This is a genomic window from Burkholderia gladioli, from assembly GCF_000959725.1.
Classification (GTDB): Bacteria; Pseudomonadota; Gammaproteobacteria; order Burkholderiales; family Burkholderiaceae; genus Burkholderia; species Burkholderia gladioli.
On the sequence record NZ_CP009323.1, the window covers coordinates 2,450,651 to 2,470,236 of the forward strand.

General features: G+C 68.1%; 15 protein-coding genes. 9 read left to right on the forward strand and 6 right to left on the reverse strand.

Annotation, left to right across the window (positions count from 1 at the left end):
• Positions 1-123: 123 nt before the first annotated feature.
• Positions 124-579: a hypothetical protein gene (locus BM43_RS27975; RefSeq protein WP_036052476.1), complete on the reverse strand. Its 456-nt coding sequence runs from the start codon at positions 577-579 to the stop codon at positions 124-126.
• Positions 580-842: 263 nt separating this feature from the next.
• Here BM43_RS27975 and BM43_RS27980 point away from each other — a divergent pair, with 263 nt between their 5' ends.
• Complete coding sequence (locus BM43_RS27980; RefSeq protein WP_025098123.1) at positions 843-2,057, forward strand: Bcr/CflA family multidrug efflux MFS transporter; 1,215 nt, start codon at positions 843-845, stop codon at positions 2,055-2,057.
• A 124-nt stretch (positions 2,058-2,181) separates the two neighbouring features.
• Here BM43_RS27980 and BM43_RS27985 read toward each other — a convergent pair whose 3' ends face one another.
• The 3 genes from BM43_RS27985 to zwf form a co-directional block, all read right to left on the reverse strand.
• On the reverse strand, positions 2,182-4,095 hold the full coding sequence (locus tag BM43_RS27985) for a bifunctional transcriptional regulator/glucokinase (RefSeq protein ID WP_036052472.1): 1,914 nt from the start codon (positions 4,093-4,095) through the stop codon (positions 2,182-2,184).
• A complete protein-coding gene (gene pgl / locus BM43_RS27990; RefSeq protein WP_036052470.1) occupies positions 4,073-4,753 on the reverse strand; it encodes a 6-phosphogluconolactonase in 681 nt (226 codons plus the stop codon). The genes BM43_RS27985 and pgl overlap by 23 nt, the downstream gene beginning before the upstream one ends.
• Positions 4,754-4,854: 101 nt before the next feature.
• Positions 4,855-6,327 (reverse strand): glucose-6-phosphate dehydrogenase, encoded by a 1,473-nt coding sequence (zwf, locus tag BM43_RS27995; protein WP_013696913.1) that lies wholly within the window; start codon positions 6,325-6,327, stop codon positions 4,855-4,857.
• A 536-nt stretch (positions 6,328-6,863) separates the two neighbouring features.
• Between zwf and BM43_RS28000 the strand changes: the two genes are divergently transcribed.
• The 4 genes from BM43_RS28000 to BM43_RS28015 all read left to right on the forward strand — a co-directional run bounded on the left by BM43_RS28000 (position 6,864) and on the right by BM43_RS28015 (position 11,260).
• A complete protein-coding gene (locus tag BM43_RS28000; protein WP_036037544.1) occupies positions 6,864-8,111 on the forward strand; it encodes an ABC transporter substrate-binding protein in 1,248 nt (415 codons plus the stop codon).
• Positions 8,112-8,243: 132 nt separating this feature from the next.
• The gene (locus BM43_RS28005) at positions 8,244-9,185 is read left to right on the forward strand and encodes a carbohydrate ABC transporter permease (RefSeq protein ID WP_013696915.1); all 942 of its coding nucleotides are present in this window, start codon (positions 8,244-8,246) and stop codon (positions 9,183-9,185) included.
• On the forward strand, positions 9,175-10,032 hold the full coding sequence (locus BM43_RS28010; RefSeq protein ID WP_036052468.1) for a carbohydrate ABC transporter permease: 858 nt from the start codon (positions 9,175-9,177) through the stop codon (positions 10,030-10,032). The genes BM43_RS28005 and BM43_RS28010 overlap by 11 nt, the downstream gene beginning before the upstream one ends.
• 109 nt (positions 10,033-10,141) lie before the next feature.
• Entirely contained in the window at positions 10,142-11,260 is a 1,119-nt protein-coding gene (locus tag BM43_RS28015; RefSeq protein WP_013696917.1) for an ABC transporter ATP-binding protein, read from the forward strand.
• Positions 11,261-11,376: 116 nt separating this feature from the next.
• Here the strand turns inward: BM43_RS28015 and BM43_RS28020 are convergent, their stop codons facing one another.
• Together BM43_RS28020 and trxB are read right to left on the reverse strand one after the other, a co-directional pair.
• Positions 11,377-12,168, reverse strand: a complete 792-nt coding sequence (locus BM43_RS28020) for a Smr/MutS family protein (protein ID WP_036052466.1) — start codon at positions 12,166-12,168, stop codon at positions 11,377-11,379.
• Between the two features lie 138 nt (positions 12,169-12,306).
• Positions 12,307-13,269 carry a thioredoxin-disulfide reductase gene (gene trxB, locus BM43_RS28025; RefSeq protein WP_036037547.1) on the reverse strand — a complete coding sequence of 321 codons (963 nt, stop codon included), beginning with the start codon at positions 13,267-13,269 and terminating at the stop codon, positions 12,307-12,309.
• Positions 13,270-13,563: 294 nt separating this feature from the next.
• Here trxB and BM43_RS28035 point away from each other — a divergent pair, with 294 nt between their 5' ends.
• The 4 genes from BM43_RS28035 (at position 13,564) to serS (ending at position 19,520) form a co-directional block, all read left to right on the forward strand.
• Complete coding sequence (locus tag BM43_RS28035; RefSeq protein ID WP_013696920.1) at positions 13,564-15,876, forward strand: DNA translocase FtsK; 2,313 nt, start codon at positions 13,564-13,566, stop codon at positions 15,874-15,876.
• Positions 15,877-15,920: 44 nt separating this feature from the next.
• Positions 15,921-16,604 carry an outer membrane lipoprotein chaperone LolA gene (gene lolA / locus BM43_RS28040; RefSeq protein ID WP_013696921.1) on the forward strand — a complete coding sequence of 228 codons (684 nt, stop codon included), beginning with the start codon at positions 15,921-15,923 and terminating at the stop codon, positions 16,602-16,604.
• Positions 16,605-16,820: 216 nt separating this feature from the next.
• A complete protein-coding gene (locus tag BM43_RS28045) occupies positions 16,821-18,131 on the forward strand; it encodes a replication-associated recombination protein A (RefSeq protein ID WP_013696922.1) in 1,311 nt (436 codons plus the stop codon).
• An 87-nt stretch (positions 18,132-18,218) separates the two neighbouring features.
• On the forward strand, positions 18,219-19,520 hold the full coding sequence (serS, locus tag BM43_RS28050; protein ID WP_036052464.1) for a serine--tRNA ligase: 1,302 nt from the start codon (positions 18,219-18,221) through the stop codon (positions 19,518-19,520).
• Positions 19,521-19,586 lie beyond the last annotated feature (66 nt).

Genomic DNA, 19,586 nt, shown 5'->3' on the forward strand with positions numbered 1-19,586 from the left:
AACGATCGTCAGATTGTACCGAAGAGTCGCCGGGGCGGTTCTGGCGCGGCCCGCCCGGCCCTCGCGCGGGGTGGGCCTGCCGGGCCGCGGACGAGGGCGGGAGCGAGGGCGGGGACGGTTGCCTCAGAGCCTGGGCGGCTTGCGCTTGCCGGTCAGTTCGGCCCAGCGTTTTTCCAGCGCGCCCTCGGCGACGGGCTTGATCGAGGTGCCGGAGGTTTGGGCGTCCCAGGTCTGCACCGAGAACGGGTGGACGCGCAGCGCGTCGCGCGCGATCACCACCTCGCTGTGGCCGTCGACCAGCCAGTCGTAGACGAAATCGATGCAGAGCCGGTAGCCGCGCTTCGTGTTCGGGTCCGCCACTTCGTAGGGCGCGCGCATCACGTAGCCGGAGCCGAACACGCCCTTCGGCTCCTGGGCGACGCGATGCAGGAACACGCGGTCGCCGGGCAGGATGCTGCGCGAGAAACCGCAGCCCCAGACGTCGCGCACGGCCTCGCCGGCGCGCACGCGCGCGGCCACCTCGGGCAGCTCGGGCCAGGGCCATTTCTTGGGGCTCCAGATCAGCAGGAAGGCAGTCATGTCGTGGCAGCAGGAGAACGTAAAGAAGACGGGAAGCGGGCCCGGCGGCGCGCGCGCACGCAAAGCGCGAGCTTACCCGATCGCCCGCGCGCGAGTGGCCGACCGGCACGCCAAGGCCCGGCGCGCGGCGCGGGCTTGGACTCGCGAAGCCGGGCTCGCGCGTACAATCGTGGCTTCGCGGCGGCCGCCCGGCCGTCGTTCAAACCGAGTCGGGCCGCGTGGCGCCTAGCCGTGCGAGGTCCCGGCCGCACGCGAGAATTCCCATGTCGAACGCGATACGGCGCCGGCCCGACGCCCGGTTGATCATGCTGCTCGGTGCGCTGGCCGCGTGCGGGCCGATCGGCACCGACATGTACCTGCCGAGCATGCCCTCGGTGGCCGAGAGCCTGGGCACCAGCGCATCGGCGGTGCAGTGGACGCTGACCAGCTTCCTGTCGGGCTTCTCGCTGGGCATGCTGCTGTACGGGCCGCTGTCGGATTCGCTGGGGCGCCGCCCGGTGCTGCTGGGCGGGATCGTGCTGTTCACCGTGGCCGGCGCGGGCTGCTTCGTGGCGCCGTCGATCGGCAGCCTGATCGTGCTGCGCTTCCTGCAGGCGCTCGGCGCGGGTGCCGCCTCGGTGCTGTCGCGGGCGATCGCGCGCGACGCGCACGAGCCGGCCGACGCGGCCAAGGTGCTGTCGATGGTGGCGATCGTCACCTCGGTCGGCCCGCTGCTCGCGCCGCTGCTGGGCGGCCAGATCCTGCGCTTCGCCGGCTGGCGCATGGTGTTCGTGGTGCTCACGCTGTTCGGCATCGGCTGCACCATCGCGGCCTTCCTGAAGGTGCCCGAGACCTGGCCCAAGGAGCGCCGCAAGTCCTCGGCGATCCTGCAGTCCTTCATGGCCTACGGGCGCATCCTGCGCGATCCGGTGGCCTGGGGGCACATGCTTTGCGGCGGCATGGCCTTCGCGTCGATGCTTACTTACATCACCGCCACGCCCTTCGTCTACATCGAGTATTTCCACGTCTCGCCGCAGCATTACGGCCTGCTGTTCGGCCTGAACATCGCCGGCATCATGATCGGCAACTTCATCAACACTCGCGCGGTCGGCCGCTTCGGCTCGCTGCGCCTGATCTCGGCGGCCTCGCTGATCAGCTGCATCGCCTCGTTCTGCGTGGCCTTCTTCTCGTTGACGGGAATCGGCGGACTCTGGTCGATCGTCGCCGGGCTGTTCTTCGTGGTCGGCGTGATCGGCCTGTTGTCGGCGAACTGCTCGACCGACCTGATGCATCGTTATCCGCACAACGCGGGCGCGGCCGCGGCCGTGTTCGGCGCGATGCAGCTCGGCCTGGGCGCGGTCGCCAGCGCCGTGGTGGGGCTGCTCGCGGACGGCACGCCGTTCGGCATGGGCGTGACGATAGCGATCACCGGCGCGCTCTGCTTCCTGGGCCGCCGGCTGGTGATCCGCTGGCACGGCCGGCCGGTGCGCGGCGACTGAGTTCGCGCGGCGCGCGCGTTCGCGGCCGCGCCTTAACAGCAGCCAAAAACAAAGGGCCGGCGCCCGAAAGCGCCGGCCCTTCGTGTTTCCGGCCGTTCATCGCGGCTACCGCCGCCGGCCGCGCTCAGTCGCGCGTGGCCGGGGCCGCGCCGTGGCTGAGCCAGTCGAGCACGTCGGCCGATTCGTCCTCGCCGGCGCGCGCCTTGGCCTGCGCGACCGCCTCGGTGATCTCGGCGTTCGGCGCGGCGCGCCGGATCGCCACGCCCACCGCGAGGATGTCGATCATCACCAGGTGCAGGATCCGCGAGATCATCGACAGCTGCGATTCGCGCATCTCGATGTGATCGGTCTCGAGCGCCACGGTGGCGCGCTTGGCCAGCGGCGTGTTGCTGGAGGTGATCGCGATCACCTTGGCGCCGGCCTGCATCGCCACGTCGAGCACGCGCAGCAGCTCGGGCGCGCGGCCCGACTTCGACACCGCCACGATCACGTCGCCCTTGCCGAGCAGGGCGGCCGAGGCGGCCTGCATGTACAGGTCGCCGTAGGCGATGGTCGGGATGCCGAAGCGGAAGAACTTGTAGTGCGCGTCCTGGGCCACGATGTTCGAGTTGCCCAGGCCGTAGAACTCGATGCGCCGCGCATTGTTGAGGATGTCGATGGCATGCTCGACGTGCTCGAAGTTCAGGTGCTCGCGCAACTGCAGGATCGCCGACACGGTGTTGTCGAGCACCTTCGCGCCGAAGTCGGTGGCGGTGTCGCCCAGGTGCACCTGGCTGTGGCTCATCGGGATCGTGCCGGTCAGGCCGGTGGCCAGCTTCAGCTTGAAGTCCGACAGGCCCTGGCAGCCCAGCGAGCGGCAGAAGCGGATCACGGTCGGCTGGCTGACGTCGGCCTTGCGCGCGATGTCGACGATCGGGTCGTTGATGATCGAGCGCGGGTGATTGAGCGCTAGGTCGGCCACGCGTCGCTCGGCCGGCGTCAGCGCATCGCGCATCTGGCGGATCCGCTCGAACACCGCCGAGGAGGCGCCGCCCGAGCGGTTCGACAGTTGCTCGGCGAGGATCGCCGAGACGCCGAGGAAGGCCGGGTAGTCGGCCGTGATCAGGTAGGTCGGCACGTTCGCGCAGTAGTCGGAGAAGCGGCCCTTCGACTCGAAGCGCTCGCGAAAGCGCGACTTCAGGAACAGCTCGCCGAGCTTGAGCACCACGCCGCCGCCGATGTACACGCCGCCGAGCGCGCCGAGCGTGACCGCCAGGTTGCCGGCGAAGGTGCCGAGGATCGCGCAGAACACGTCGACCGCCTCGAGCGCGAGCGCGTCGCCTTCATGCGCGCGATCGACGATCTCGGGCGTGCCGAAGTTGGCGGGCACGCGCTTCTTGTCGCGACCGGCCAGCGCGCGATAGACGATCTCGATGCCGGGCCCGGCGCACACGCGCTCGAACGAGACATGCGGCCACTTCTTGCGCGCGTACTGCATGACCAGGTCCTCGCGCTCGTCCATCGGCGCGAAGCTGGCATGGCCGCCCTCGCTGCCCAGCGCGATCCAGCGGTCGTCGGCGGGGATCAGCCCCGACACGCCCAGGCCGGTGCCCGGGCCCATCAGGCCGATCACGCTGTTCTGGCGGCGCGTGCCGCCGCCGATCTGCTGGCGCTGCGCGTCGGTCAGGCCCGGCAGGGCCATCGCCAGCGCGGTGAAGTCGTTGACCACCAGCAGCGTGTCGAAGCCCAGCGCGCGGCGCGTGGCCTCGATCGAGAAGCTCCAGTCGTGGTTGGTCATCCGCACCTGGTCGCCGTCGACCGGGTTGGCGATCGCGATCGCCGCGTGGTTGACGCGGCCGATCTTGACGTCCTTCAGATACTTGCGGATCGCGTCGGTCAGCGTCGGGTAGTCGGCGCCGGGATAGACGCGGATCTGCGTGATCTCGCCGGGGCCGGTCTCCAGCGCGAAGCGCGCGTTCGTGCCGCCGACGTCGGCGAGCAGGCGCGGGCCGTCGGCGTGCTGGCCGGCAGCCGGTTTAGTTTGCGCACCAGTAGACATCGAGCTGGGTCCCCTTGTCGTTGGCCAGTTGGGAAATTGCGTTGCGCTGCGGCGCCGCGGCGGCGGCCTCCAGCACTTCGCGCTTGCGGGCGCCCGCGATCAGCAGGAACAGCCGCTCGACGCGGCGCAGCGCGTCGAGCGAGAGGCTCACGCGCGGATGCGGCGCGGCGCCGGGATGCACGGCGACGTAGCGCGCGGTGGTCGAGATCGCCAGCTCCCATTCGGGCGCGTCGGCGAAGATCGAGGCGGTATGGCCGTCCTCGCCCATGCCGAGCACGGCGACGTTCGGCAGCCGGTAGGCCGGGTTCGCGTTGAGCGCGGCGACCTGCGCCTCGAGCGTGGCCGAGGTGTCGACCAGCGGCAGGAAACGCGCGCCGGCGGCGGCGTTCTGGAGCAGCGTGTCGTGCACCAGTTGCGCGTTGCTGGCGCCGTCGGTGTCGGCCACCCAGCGGTCGTCGACCAGGCTCACGTCCACGCGGGCCCAGTCGAGCTCGGCGGTGGACAGGGTTTGCAGGAACGGACGCGGGCTGGTGCCGCCCGACACGGCGAGCGTCGCGCGCGGGTGCTCGGCGAGCGGCGCGGCCAGCGCCGCGCGCACCGCCTGCGCGAGCGCCTCGCACTGCGCTTGCGGGCTTTCGAATGCGTGAAGCTCGATCACTTCTCCTCCAGGCTGCTTTTATTGAATTCGGTGGTCATGCGGGGGACTCCGGCGAGTCGCGGCCGGGGCGGGCCGCGTCAGGCGTGTTGCAAACGCGTGTTTCAGTTTTCTTCCTCGAGCCAGCAGGTGCCGTGCTGCGCGAGCATCGCGCTGGCCGCCGCGGGGCCCCAGGTGCCGGCCGCGTAGGGCTTGGGCGGCTTGAGCGACTTCTGCCATTCGTTCTGGATCGGCTCGACCCAGCGCCAGGCCGCTTCCTGCTCGTCGCGCCGCACGAACAGCGCCAGGCGCCCGTTGATCACGTCGAGCAGCAGGCGCTGGTAGGCCTCCATCTGACCTTCCTTGAAGAACTGGTCGAAGGCCAGGTCGAGATGCACGCTGGCCAAGTTCATGCCCTCGCCGGGCTGCTTGGCCAGGCAATACAGGCGGATCGTCTCGTTGGGCTGCAGGCGGATCACCAGCCGGTTGGTGCCGGCGCGCAACGCATTGGGGCCGAGCGCGGAATGCGGCACCGCGCGGAAATTGACCACGATCTCGGCGACGCGATCGGCCAGCCGCTTGCCGGTGCGCAGGAAGAAGGGCACGCCGGCCCAGCGCCAGTTCTCGATCTCGACCTTCAGCGCCACGTAGGTTTCGGTGTTGCTGTCGGGCTTCACGCCGGGTTCGGTCGCGTAGCCGGGCACCGGGTTGCCCTTGATGGTGCCGGCGTGATACTGGCCGCGCACCGCCACCTTGCTGATGTCGCGCGGATCGATCGGCTTGAGCGCGCGCAGCACGCGCAGCTTCTCGTCGCGCACCGAATCCGAATCCATCGAATGCGGCGGCTCCATCGCGATGATCGAGAGCAGTTGCAGCAGGTGGTTCTGCACCATGTCGCGCAGCGCGCCGGTGTTGTCGTAGAAGTCGCCGCGCGCCTCCACGCCCAGTTCCTCGGCGATCGTGATCTGGATGCTCTCCACCCATTCGCGGCGCCACAGCGGCTCGAACAGCGCATTGCCGAAGCGCAGCGCGAGCAGGTTCTGCACCGGCTCCTTGCCGAGGTAGTGGTCGATCCGGTAGATCTGGTCTTCCGCGAAGATCTCGCCGACCGCGTCGTTGATCTCGTTGGAGGAGGCCAGGTCGTAGCCGAGCGGCTTCTCCAGCACGATGCGCGCGCCCTCGCTCAGGCCGACGCCGGCCAGCGCCTTGCAGATCGGTTCGAACAGGGAAGGGCCGGTGGCCAGGTAGAACACGCGCGTGCCGGGCAGCTCGCCGATCGCCTCGCGCAGGACCTGGTAGTCCGCGGGGCGGCCGAGATCGACGTTGAGATAGTCGATGCGTTCCAGGAACCGCTTCCAGGCGGCTTCGTCGAAGGCGCTGCCGGACGCCTTCCTCGCATGCGGCTTGACGTGCTCCTCGACCCAGTCGTGATAGCCGGCGCGATCCGCATCGTGGCGCGCGACCGCGACGATGCGGCCGGACTCGGCGAGCATGTTGGCGCGATGGGCCTCGAACAGTGCCGGCAGGATCTTGCGCATCGACAGGTCGCCGGTGCCGCCGAACAATACGAAGGTGAAGCTGCTGGAATCGTTTTGCATTGTCTCCGCCCGGTTGGAAATGCGCGTACCACGGCATGGAGGGAAGCCGCCTGGCTGGGCCGTTCCGACGGGCGCGGACGGCGGCAAGCGGAGCCGTAGTGCGATAAAAATATTTTTGACACTGAATTGTAGTTTAACTACAATCCGCCGCAAGGGGTAGACCCGGAAGAAGAAAAAGAAGCGCACACGATGGATGTCGGGGAAGCGCGCTCTTCGGACGGGACGGCCGGTGCGGCAGCGCGCCGAGACCGCATGTTAAAGGACATTGGCGAAACGCATCACGAGCCGGTCCGCGACGGCCCCGAGGTTCGGCGCCGCGCGGCGGCGGGACCGGAACCAACAGATCAGAGGAGACACTCTTTGAATCTCGATCCACTCAGTCCCTGAGCGCCTGCGGCCGGCCACGGCCCGACCGTCTTCCGGTCGTTCGCGGCGCGATATCCCGGTTGTTTCGTTTCGCAAGTTCCTGAGCAAGCCGGCTCTCGCACGCACGAGAGCCTCACGAGTCGGTTAATCCAAACTGGAGGAGATGAGTAATGAAAGTTCGCGCGATGATGGGCGCGCTGTGCGCCGCAGGCCTGATGTTCGGCGCCGCCACGGCACAGGCTGCCGAGAACGTCACGGTGCTGCACTGGTGGACCTCGGGCGGTGAATCCAAGGCGGTCGGCGTGCTGAAGGACGACCTGCAGAAGCAAGGTTACGTGTGGAAGGACTTCGCGGTGGCGGGCGGCGCGGGCGCCGCGGCCATGACGGCGCTCAAGACCAAGGTGATCAGCGGCGACGCCCCGTCGGCCGCGCAGATCAAGGGCCCGCTGATCCAGGATTGGGCGGACCAGGGCGTGCTCGTCAACATCGACTCGGCCGCCGGCGACTGGGGCAAGAACCTGCCGCCGGAAATCGACAAGATCATCAAGTACAAGGGCCACTACGTGGCGGCGCCGTTCTCGGTGCACCGCGTCAACTGGCTGTACCTGAACAAGGCCGCGCTCGACAAGGTCGGCGCCAAGGTGCCGACCACCTGGCCGGAATTCTTCGCCCTGGCCGACAAGCTCAAGGCCGCCGGCATCCAGCCGATCGCGATGGGCGGCCAGCCGTGGCAGGACCTGACGCTGTGGGAAGACGTGGTGCTGTCCGAAGGCGCCGACTTCTACAAGAAGGCGATCGTCAACCTCGACCCGGCCACGCTGGGCTCGCCGAAGATGCTCGACGTGTTCAACACGGTGCGCAAGATCCAGGGTTACTTCGATGCCGGCCGTAACGGCCGCGACTGGAACCTGGCCACGGCGATGGTGATCAACGGCAAGGCCGGCATGCAGTTCATGGGCGACTGGGCCAAGGGCGAGTTCGAGAACGCCGGCAAGAAGTCGGGCAAGGACTACATCTGCGCGCCGGTGCCGGGCACCTCGAACGCCTACACGTTCAACGTCGACTCCTTCGTGTTCTTCCAGCAGAAGGGCTCGGAGAACGCCACGCCGGGTCAGCTCGCGCTGGCCAAGACCATCATGACGCCGGACTTCCAGGAGCAGTTCAGCCTGCTGAAGGGCTCGATCCCGGTGCGCCTGGGCGTGAAGATGGACAAGTACGACGACTGCGCGAAGAAGTCCTACGCGGATGAGCAGACCGCGCTGAAGGCCGGCGGCTACGTGCCCTCGCTGGCCCACGGCATGGCGCAGGGCGATGCCACCGCCGGCGCGATCAGCGACGTCGTGACCAAGTTCATGAACTCGCAGCAGGATCCGAAGGAAGCCGTCGCCGCGCTGGTGAAGGCCGCGAAGGTGAAGTAAAGGCAGCACGGGCGAGGCCTGGCCTCGCCCGTACCGTCGCAAACGGGCCGGCCGCACGCGGCCCGCGCCGTACCCGATGCCGCGCGCCTCGCCCCCAAGGCGGCGGCACCCTCGTTCCAGGAGTCGAATCAAGTGGCTGCCCCTCTCAGCGGAAACGAACCCGGCCGCGCTGACGTCGCCCGCCGCACGTCGCCGCTCTCGGCATTGGCCGATCGCTGGATACCGAAGCTGGTGCTCGCACCCAGCATCGCGATCGCCGTGGTGTTCATCTATGGCTTCATCGTCATCACCGGCTACCTGTCGCTGACCAAGTCGCGACTGCTGCCCAACTACACCTTCGACGGTTTCGGCCGCTACACGGACCTGTTCCAGAACGACGTGTGGTGGACCTCGGCCGCCAACCTCGGCTGGTTCGGGATTCCCTTCATCGTGCTGTGCGTGGTGCTCGGCCTGTTCCTGGCGATCCTGCTCGACCAGCAGATCCGCAACGAAGGCGCGCTGCGCGCGGTGTTCCTGTACCCGATGGCGCTGTCCTTCATCGTCACCGGCACGGCCTGGCAGTGGATCCTGAACCCGGGCCTGGGCCTGGAGAAGGTGCTGCACGACTGGGGCTGGACCAGCTTCTCGTTCAACTGGCTGGACGATCCGGACAAGGCGATCTTCTGCGTGGTGATCGCGGCGGTCTGGCAATCGACCGGCTTCGTGATGGCGCTGTTCCTGGCCGGCCTGCGCGGCGTGGACGGCGAGATCTTCAAGGCGGCCCAGGTGGACGGCGCGACCCTGCCGACCATCTACCGCAAGATCGTGATCCCGAGCATGCGCCCGGTGTTCTTCTCGGTGCTGCTGATCCTCTGCCACATCACGATCAAGACCTTCGACCTGGTGGTCGCGCTGACCGCCGGCGGCCCCGGCACCTCGTCCTCGCTGCCCGCCATGTTCATGTATACCTATTCGTTCAATCGCGGGCAGCTCGGCGTCGGCGCGGCCTCGTCGGTGATGATGCTCGCGACCGTGGTCGCGGTGCTGGTGCCGCTGATGTATATGGAATCGAGGAGCACCCGCAATGCAGCCTAAGATGACGATCAGCCGCGCCGTCATTTACGCGGTGCTGATCCTGTTCGCGATTTACTTCCTGTTCCCGCTGTACGTGATGCTGTCGACCTCCTTCAAGGATCTCGACCAGCTGCGTACCGGCAACCTGCTGACGCCGCCCACCAGCTGGACCATCGACCCCTGGCTCAAGGCCTGGGGCTCGGCCTGTACCGGCGTGCGCTGCGACGGCATGAAGCCGTTCTTCTTCAACTCGCTGAAGATGGTGATCCCGGCCGTGCTGATCTCCTCGCTGATCGGCGCGTTCAACGGCTACGTGCTCACGCACTGGCGCTTTCGCGGCGCCGACGCGCTGTTCACGCTGCTGCTGGTGGGCTGCTTCATCCCGTTCCAGGTGATCCTGCTGCCGATGGCGCGCGTCGAGGGCTACTTCGGCCTGGCCAACACCACCGCCGGCCTGGTGCTGGTGCACGTGGTCTACGGCATCGCCTTCACCACCATGTTCTTCCGCAACTTCTACGTGAGCGTGCCGGCGGAACTGGTGAAGGCCGCGCGGATCGACGGCGCCGGCTTCTTCACGATCTTCACGCGGATCCTGATGCCGGTCTCGCTGCCGATCTTCATGGTCTGCCTGATCTGGCAGTTCACCCAGATCTGGAACGACTTCCTGTTCGGCATCGTGTTCTCGGGCGTCGATTCGATGCCGATCACGGTGGCCCTGAACAACCTCGTGAACACGTCGACGGGCGTGAAGGAATACAACGTCGACATGGCGGGCGCGATCATCGCCGCGCTGCCCACGCTGCTGGTCTACGTGGTCGCCGGCCGCTACTTCGTGCGCGGCCTCACGGCGGGCGCGGTGAAGGGCTGATCCGCGGCCAGTATTCCTGAACGAACCGGCTGCGCGGGCACATCGTCCCGCGCGGCGAGCAGAACCGACGCGGCGCGAGACGCCGCACCTGAGACAGAGGATTCACAGCATGGCAAGCCTTTCCATCCGTGACGTGTACAAGACCTATCCGAACGGGGTGCCGGTCCTGAAGGGCGTCGACATCGACATCGAGGACGGCCAGTTCCTGATCCTGGTCGGCGGTTCGGGCTGCGGGAAGTCGACGCTGCTCAACATGATCGCCGGCCTGGAGACCGTCACCAAGGGCGAGATCCGCATCGGCGGCAAGGTCGTCAACGATCTCTCGCCGAAGGATCGCGACATCGCGATGGTGTTCCAGTCGTACGCGCTCTACCCGTCGATGACGGTCAAGGAGAACATCTCCTTCGGCCTGAACATCCGCAAGGTGCCCAAGAACGAGCAGAAGCAGATCGTCGATCGCGTCGCCGCGATGCTGCAGATCGAGCACCTGCTCGACCGCAAGCCGGGCCAGCTCTCGGGCGGCCAGCGCCAGCGCGTGGCGATGGGCCGGGCGCTCGCGCGCGATCCCTCGCTGTTCCTGTTCGACGAGCCGCTCTCGAACCTCGACGCCAAGCTGCGTATCGAGATGCGCGCCGAGATCAAGCTGCTGCACCAGCGCCTGGGCACCACCATCGTCTACGTGACGCACGACCAGATCGAGGCGATGACGCTGGGCGACCGCATCGCGGTGATGAAGGACGGCGTGGTCCAGCAGTTCGGCGCGCCGCAGGACATCTACGATTCGCCCTCGAACCTGTTCGTGGCGGGCTTCATCGGCGCGCCGCCGATGAACTTCATCAATGGCCGGGTCGTGGAGCAGGGTAGCGGCGTGGGCCTGGAGATCGATACCGGCGCCTCGCGCGGCGTGCTGAACCTGCCTTTCGAGCGCTCGAAGATGAACGGCCACGTGGGCCGCGAGGTGATCCTGGGCCTGCGCCCGGAGCGCATCACCGACGCGCGCAATGCCCATGACGGCCAGGCTTCCTCGCTGCAGCCGATCGACGTGGTGGTGGACGTCACCGAGCCGACCGGCCCGGATACGCACGTGTTCGCCCAGGTCAACGGCAAGCGCATCGTGAGCCGCGTGCACCCGGCCGCGAACCCGCAGCCGAAGCAGCAGCTCAAGCTGCTGTTCGACGTCTCGAAGGCGGTGGTGTTCGATCCGTCGACGGAAGCGCGGATCGCCTGAGCCTGGCGCGGCGAAGGCCGTGGCGACAAAAAAACGGGCCGCCCAAGGGCGGCCCGTTTCGCATGGGCGGCGCGGCGCTCGACGCCGCCGCCGCGCCATCGATTCTCGACGCGGCGTCAGCGCACCTCGCGCGGCGTGCCGCGATCGCTCTCGTTGAGCAGGCCCAGCATCGAGGTCGGCTGCAGCAGCACCAGCACCGCGCCGGCGCCGCCGTCGTTGCCGCGCGCCTCGCAGAAGGCGATCACTTCCTCCTTCTGCACCAGCCAGGCCCTCACCTTGCCCTTGAGCACCGGCTCCTTGCCGACCGAGCCGAGCCCCTTGCCGTGGATCACGCGCAGGCAGCGCAGCCCCTTCTTGCCGGCCTCGCGGATGAACACGGCGAGCGCCTCGCGCGCCTCGTCGCGGCGCATGCCGTGCAGGTCCAGCTGGGCCTGCACGATCCAGGCGCCGCTGCGCAGCTTGCGCACCACCTCGCGGCTGATGCCGGGGCGGTGGTAATAGAGGCTTTCGTCGGAGTCGAGCAGCGTCTCGGGGTCGAATTCGTCGGACAGCGTCTCGCTGAGCACCGCTTCCTCGTCGAGCCGGGTCTGCTTGGGCACCGGCTGCGGCGGCTCGCGGCGGGCAGGCACGCGCGGCGGCGTGGCCAGCGGCGTGATCGCGCCGATCTCGTTGCGGAACAGGTTGGCATTGAGCTCGGCCTCGCGCGTCTCGCGCGCGACCTGCACCTGCTGCCTGGCGCGCCGCTCGGCCTCGCCCTTGAGCGAATCGCGCAGGGCGCCGAGGCCGGCCAGGCCGCCCTGGAGGGCGCCGGGCTCGGGTTTCGGCACGATCGGCTCGGCCGGTTGGGCCGCGGGGGCGGCGGCGCGGCGCTTGGCCGGGTCGCTCGGATGGGGCTGGTTCTTCGCCATGATGGTCTACGGATCGAAGGTGGGGCGGGAATGAAAAAGGCCGCTGCGCGGAGCAGCGGCCTTCGGAAGGCCGGGCGGGCTGCGGCGCGTGGCGACGCTATTGTAACGTCGCCGCGCGCGGCCCGGCCGGCCGACGTCTCACTTCGCGTCGTGCAGGCTTTCCAGGTAGCGCTGCGCGTCGAGCGCGGCCATGCAGCCCGTGCCGGCGCTGGTGATCGCCTGGCGGTAGATGTGGTCCTGCACGTCGCCCGCCGCGAACACGCCCGGGATGTTGGTGGCCGTGGCATTGCCGGCCAGGCCGCTCTTGGTGACGATGTAGCCGTCCTTCATCTCGAGCTGGCCCTGGAACAGGTCCGTGTTCGGCTTGTGGCCGATCGCCACGAACACGCCCTGCAGCGTGAGCTGCTCGGTCTCGCCGGTGCCGGTGTGCTTGATCTTCACGCCGGTGACGCCCGAGTCGTCGCCGGTCACTTCGTCGAGCACGTGGTTCCACTTGATCTCGACCTTGCCTTCCTTTTCCTTCTCCAGCAGGCGGTCGATCAGGATCGGCTCGGCGCGGAACTTGTCGCGGCGGTGGATCACGGTCACTTTCTTGGCGATGCCGGTCAGGTAGAGCGCTTCCTCGACCGCGGTGTTGCCGCCGCCGACCACCGCCACTTCCTGGTTGCGATAGAAGAAGCCGTCGCAGGTCGCGCAGGCCGACACGCCCTTGCCCATGAAGGCTTCTTCCGAGGCCAGGCCGAGGTACTGGGCCGAGGCGCCGGTCGAGATGATCAGCGAGTCGCAGGTGTATTCGCCCGAATCGCCGATCAGGCGGATCGGCTTTTCCTCCAGCTTGGCCGTGTGGATGTGATCGAACACGATTTCCGTGTTGAAGCGCTCGGCGTGCTCCAGGAAGCGCTGCATCAGTTCCGGGCCCTGCACGCCGTTCGGGTCCGCCGGCCAGTTCTCGACGTCGGTCGTGGTCATCAGCTGGCCGCCCTGTGCCAGGCCGGTGATCAGCAGCGGCGACAGGTTGGCGCGGGCGGCATAGACAGCCGCGGTATAACCGGCGGGGCCGGAACCGAGAATCAGGACTTTCGCGTGTTTGGGCGTGGACATGTGCAGGATCCGTTAAAAGCGGCCGGGCGCCCGGATGACGTGGCGCTCGGCAAGGCGGCATGCCGGCCCGGCCGCGCCTTGCGCGCCGGGGACGATGCCATAGATGGGTACCAGACGCGCATTATAAAGGGGCGTTTGCTGCACTGCCGAACCGGCGTTTTTATCGCGCCGATAGCATGCCTCGATCGGCGGGTTACCGTCATTTACACTTGCCCGGTCGCGGCTGCGTTTACAATAATCGCGATCGAACGATCGGCGGCCGGCCCGGCGTGGCCGCCTCTTCTACACGGATTCATGGCAAAAGCTCCCTTTACGGCTCAGGCGCAGGCGCTACCGCATCGTATGTCGCGGCTGTTCGTCGAGATTCGCTGGATTCTGCAGGTCGCGGTGTTCGCGTTCCTGCTGATGGCGCTGCTGAGCTACAGCCGTCGCGACCCGAGCTGGACGCATGCGGTCCAGATCGACCACATCTCGAACTGGGCCGGGCGCGTCGGCGCCTGGACGGCCGATATCCTGCTGCTGCTGTTCGGCATCTCCGCCTACTGGCTGGTGGTGCTGCTGGCGCGCCGGGTGGCCGCCAACTACCGCCGCATCACGCGCCACGAGGCGCTCGACGAGGAACCGCCGGCCCGCCCGATCGGCTGGCTGGCCGAGGGCTTCGCCTTCGTGCTGGTGATGCTCGCCAGCGACGGCATCGAGGCGCTGCGCATGTGGTCGCTGAAGGTGCCGCTGCCGCGCGCGCCGGGCGGCGTGGTCGGCGAGATGGTCGCGCGCGGCGTCTCGCACGCGCTCGGCTTCACGGGCGGTACCCTGTTCCTGCTGATCGCGCTCGCGATCGGCCTTTCCCTGTATTTCCGCTTCTCCTGGCTGTCGGTCTGCGAGCGCGTGGGCGACGCGATCATCAACGCCTTCACGCTGGCCAAGCTGCGCCGCGAGGCCGAGCGCGACCGCAAGCTCGGCGAGGCCGCCGCGGTGCGTCGCGAGGGCAAGGTCGAGGAGGAGCGGGTGCGCATCGAGGAGCACGAGCCGGTCACCATCGTGCCGCCGATCGTCACGCCGGCCAAGTCCGAGCGCGTCGAGCGCGAGCGCCAGGTGCCGCTGTTCACCGACCTGCCGGGCGACTCCACCCTGCCGGCGATCTCCCTGCTCGATGCCGCCACCCAGTCCCAGGAGGCGATCCCGGCCGACACGCTGGAATTCACCTCGCGCCTGATCGAGAAGAAGCTCAAGGATTTCGGCGTCGAGGTCGGCGTGGTGGCCGCCTATCCGGGCCCGGTGGTGACGCGCTACGAGATCGAGCCGGCCACCGGCGTGAAGGGCAGCCAGATCGTCGGGCTCGCCAAGGACCTGGCGCGCTCGCTGTCGCTGGTGTCGATCCGCGTGGTCGAGACGATTCCCGGCAAGAACTACATGGCGCTGGAGCTGCCGAACCCGCGCCGCCAGACCGTGCGCCTGTCCGAGATCCTCGGCTCCGAGGTCTATGCCGCCGCGTCCTCGGCGCTCACCATGGGCCTGGGCAAGGACATCGGCGGCAAGCCGGTATGCGCCGATCTCGCCAAGATGCCCCACCTGCTGGTGGCCGGCACCACCGGCTCGGGCAAGTCGGTGGGGATCAACGCGATGATCCTCTCGCTGCTCTACAAGGCCACCGCCGACCAGGTCCGGCTGATCCTGATCGACCCGAAGATGCTGGAAATGAGCGTCTACGAAGGCATTCCGCACCTGCTCTGCCCGGTCGTCACCGACATGCGCCAGGCCGGCAACGCGCTGAACTGGACCGTCGCCGAGATGGAGCGCCGCTACAAGCTGATGAGCAAGCTCGGCGTGCGCAACCTGGGCGGCTACAACAACAAGATCGACGAGGCGACCAAGCGCGAGGAGAAGATCCCGAACCCGTTCAGCCTGACGCCCGAGGATCCCGAGCCGCTCGGCCGCCTGCCCAATATCGTGGTGGTGATCGACGAGCTGGCCGACCTGATGATGGTGGTCGGCAAGAAGGTCGAGGAGCTGATCGCGCGCATCGCGCAGAAGGCGCGCGCGGCCGGCATCCACCTGATCCTCGCCACCCAGCGCCCCTCGGTGGACGTGATCACCGGCCTGATCAAGGCCAACGTGCCGACCCGCATGGCCTTCCAGGTGTCCTCGAAGATCGACTCGCGCACGATTCTCGACCAGATGGGCGCCGAATCGCTGCTCGGCATGGGCGACATGCTCTACCTGCCGCCCGGCAGCGGCCTGCCGGTGCGCGTGCACGGCGCCTTCGTGTCCGACGACGAGGTGCACCGCGTCGTCGAGAAGCTCAAGGAGCACGGCGAGCCGAACTACATCGAGGGCCTGCTCGAGGGTGGCGTGGCCGACGGCGAGGAAGGCTCGGCCGGCGCGGGAACCGGCGAGGGCGGCGACGAGTCCGATCCCCTTTACGACCAGGCCGTCGAGGTCGTCGTCAAGAACCGCCGCGCCTCGATCTCGCTGGTGCAGCGCCATCTGCGCATCGGCTACAACCGCGCGGCGCGATTGCTCGAACAGATGGAGCAATCGGGGCTCGTGTCGGCCATGTCGTCCAACGGCAATCGCGAAATCCTGGTGCCGGCCCGCGACGCGGAATGACGCCGCATCGGCGCCGGCCCGCCAATCAGGGAGAAACCCACCTCATGCAAGCATTCTCGTTCGTGCAGTTCCCCGCGGTTCGCCGCTTCGTCGCGGCGCTGGCCGGCGCCTCGCTGATGGCGGTCGCCTCGCAGGCCTTCGCGGGCGGCACCGACCAGCTCAAGGCCTTCATCGCCCAGGTCAAGACCGCCAAGGGCGGTTTCACCCAGCAGATCGTCAAGGCCCCTTCCAAGGGGGCGAGCGGCGCGATGCCGACCGTCAAGCCGACCGACAATTCCAGCGGCACCTTCGTGTTCTCGCGCCCTGGCCGGTTCGTCTGGTCCTACGAGAAGCCGTACCAGCAACTGCTGCAGGCCGACGGCGACACGCTCTACGTCTACGACAAGGACCTGAACCAGGTCACCGAGCGCAAGCTTTCGGGCGCGCTCGGCGCGAGCCCGGCCGCGATCCTGTTCGGCAGCAACGACATCGAGAAGAACTACACGCTGCGCGACGCCGGCGAGAAGGGCGGCATCGACTGGGTCGAGATGCAGCCGAAGTCGCAGGACACGCAGTTCCAGCGCATCGGCATCGGCTTCAAGGGCGGCACGCTGGCGGCGATGGAGCTGCACGACGTGTTCGGCAACGTCACTCTGCTGACCTTCACCAATATGCAGACGAATCCCGCGCTGCCGGCCGATACCTTCCGTTTCGCGGTGCCCAAGGGCGCCGACGTGATCAAGGGCTGAGCACCGCCCGCGGTGCCGGGACGGGCCTGCCAGCGATGGCAGGCCCGTTTCGTTTCGAGGCGCCCGGCGGCGCGGCGCGAGGCGCCGGGCGCGCCGATGTCGCGGCGAGTCGCCATCCTGTCCGATCGGCCGGGGGCGGCTGGCGCGCCCGGCTGTCATAATGTCCGGCTGGCGCGGCGATGGACGCCGCGCCGGTCATTGCAGGAGTCGAGGTCCATGTCCGACCTGTTTGAAATCGAACCGCGCCGCCCGCTCGCGGAGGCGCTGCGCCCGAAGACGCTCGACGAGGTGATCGGCCAGACGCACCTGCTCGGCGAGGGCAAGCCGCTGCGGCTCGCGTTCGAGTCGGGCCGGCCGCATTCGATGATCCTCTGGGGTCCGCCCGGCGTCGGCAAGACCACGCTCGCGCGGCTCACCGCGAATGCCTTCGATTGCGAGTTCATCGCACTGTCGGCCGTGCTCGGCGGCGTGAAGGACATCCGCGAGGCGATGGAGCAGGCCAAGGACACGCTGCATCGCAATGGCCGGCACACGATCCTGTTCGTCGACGAGATCCACCGCTTCAACAAGGGCCAGCAGGATGCGCTGCTGCCCTTCGTCGAATCGGGGCTCGTCACCTTCATCGGCGCGACCACCGAGAACCCGAGCTTCGAGGTCAACTCGGCGCTGCTGTCGCGGGCCCAGGTCTATGTGCTGAAGTCGCTCGACGACGCGGAGATGCGCCAGTTGCTGGCGCGCGCGCAGCAGATCGCGCTCGACGGGCTCACGTTCGAGGACAAGGCCGTCGATACGCTGATCGGCTACGCCGACGGTGACGCGCGGCGCTTCCTGAACCTGCTGGAGCAGGCGCAGACGGCGGCGCTGTCGGCGCGCACCAACCGGATCGACGCCGATTTCGTCTCGAACGCGATGACGCTGAACGCGCGCCGCTTCGACAAGGGCGGCGACAACTTCTACGACCAGATCTCGGCGCTGCACAAGTCGGTGCGCGGCTCGAATCCGGACGCGGCGCTCTACTGGTTCTGCCGCATGCTCGACGGCGGCGCCGATCCCAAGTACCTGTCGCGGCGCATCGTGCGGATGGCCTGGGAGGACATCGGCCTGGCCGATCCGCGCGCGATGCAGATGGCCAACGACGCGGCCGCGACCTTCGAGCGGCTGGGCTCGCCCGAGGGCGAGCTGGCGCTCGGCCAGGCCGTGATCTACTTGGCCTGCGCGGCCAAGAGCAATGCCGGCTACAACGCCTTCAACGCCGCCATGGCCTTCGTGCGGCAGGACAAGTCGCGCGAGGTGCCGGTCCATCTGCGCAACGCGCCGACCAAGCTCATGAAGGAGCTCGGCTACGGCCACGAGTACCGCTACGCGCACGACGAGCCGAACGCCTACGCGGCCGGCGAGAGCTACCTGCCCGAAGGCATGCGCGAGCCGCGCTGGTACCAGCCGGTGCCGCGCGGGCTCGAAACCAAGATCGCCGAGAAGCTGAGCTGGCTGCGCGAGCTCGATCGCGAGGCCGGCAAGCCCGAATAAGTCGCGTGATGCGCGGCGGGGCCGCCGGGCCGCCACCGCCGTGCGTTAGAATCCGCGTTTCACACAACGATTTTTCCAAGTCCTCCCATGCTCGACATCCAGTTGCTGCGCAAAGACCTCGACGGCGTCGCCAAGCGCCTCGCCGATCGCGGCTACATCCTCGACGTCGCCAGGTTCTCCTCGCTCGAGGCGGATCGCCGCGCGATCCAGACCCGCACCGAAGAACTGCAGGCGCGCCGCAACAGCCTGTCGAAGCAGATCGGCGCGATGAAGGGGCGGGGCGAGGACACCTCGGCCGTGATGGCCGAGGTCGGCGGGATCGGCGACGAGATGAAGAGTTCGGCCGCCAGGCTCGACGAGATCCAGGGCGCGATGCAGGCGCTGCTGCTCGAGATGCCGAACCTGGCGCACGAGAGCGTGCCGGTCGGCAAGGACGAGGCCGGCAATGTCGAGGCGCGTCGCTGGGGCACGCCGCGCAGCTTCGATTTCGAGGTGCGCGACCACGTCGACGTCGGCACGCCGCTCGGCCTCGATTTCGAGACCGGGGCGAAGCTCTCGGGTGCGCGCTTCACCATGCTGCGCGGCCCGATCGCGCGTCTGCACCGGGCGCTGGCGCAGTTCATGATCGACACGCACACGCTGCAGCACGGTTATACGGAAACCTATTCGCCGTATATCGTGAACCCGGAAATCCTCTACGGCACCGGGCAGTTGCCGAAGTTCGCCGACGACATGTTCCGCGTCGAGAAGGGCGGCGAGGAAAACACCGTCACGCAATACCTGATCTCGACCTCCGAGATCACGCTGACCAACACGGTGCGCGATTCGATCGTCGACGCCGCGACGCTGCCGATCAAGCTGACCGCGCATTCGCCGTGCTTCCGCTCCGAAGCAGGCTCGTATGGCCGCGACACGCGCGGCATGATCCGCCAGCACCAGTTCGACAAGGTCGAGATGGTGCAGATCGCGGCGCCGGACGCATCCTACGCGGCGCTCGACGAAATGGTCGGCCACGCCGAGGCGATCCTGCAGAAGCTCGAGCTGCCCTACCGCGTGATCACGCTGTGCACTGGCGACATGGGCTTCTCGGCCGCCAAGACCTTCGACCTGGAAGTCTGGCTGCCGGCGCAGAACACCTATCGCGAGATCTCGAGCTGCTCGAACACGGAGTCGTTCCAGGCGCGCCGCATGCAGGCGCGTTTCCGCAACGCGCAAGGCAAGCCCGAACTCGTGCACACGCTGAACGGCTCGGGCCTCGCGGTCGGCCGCACGCTGGTGGCCGTGCTCGAGAACTACCAGAACGCCGATGGTTCGGTGACGGTGCCCGTCGCGCTGCGTCCGTACCTGGGTGGCCTGGAGAAGATCGAGCTGCCGGGCTCGGCGGCCTGAGGTCGCGAATCGGATGCCGCTGCGTGAGGAAATCGCACGCGGCATCCTCGTCAGTCCGGCCGAGAA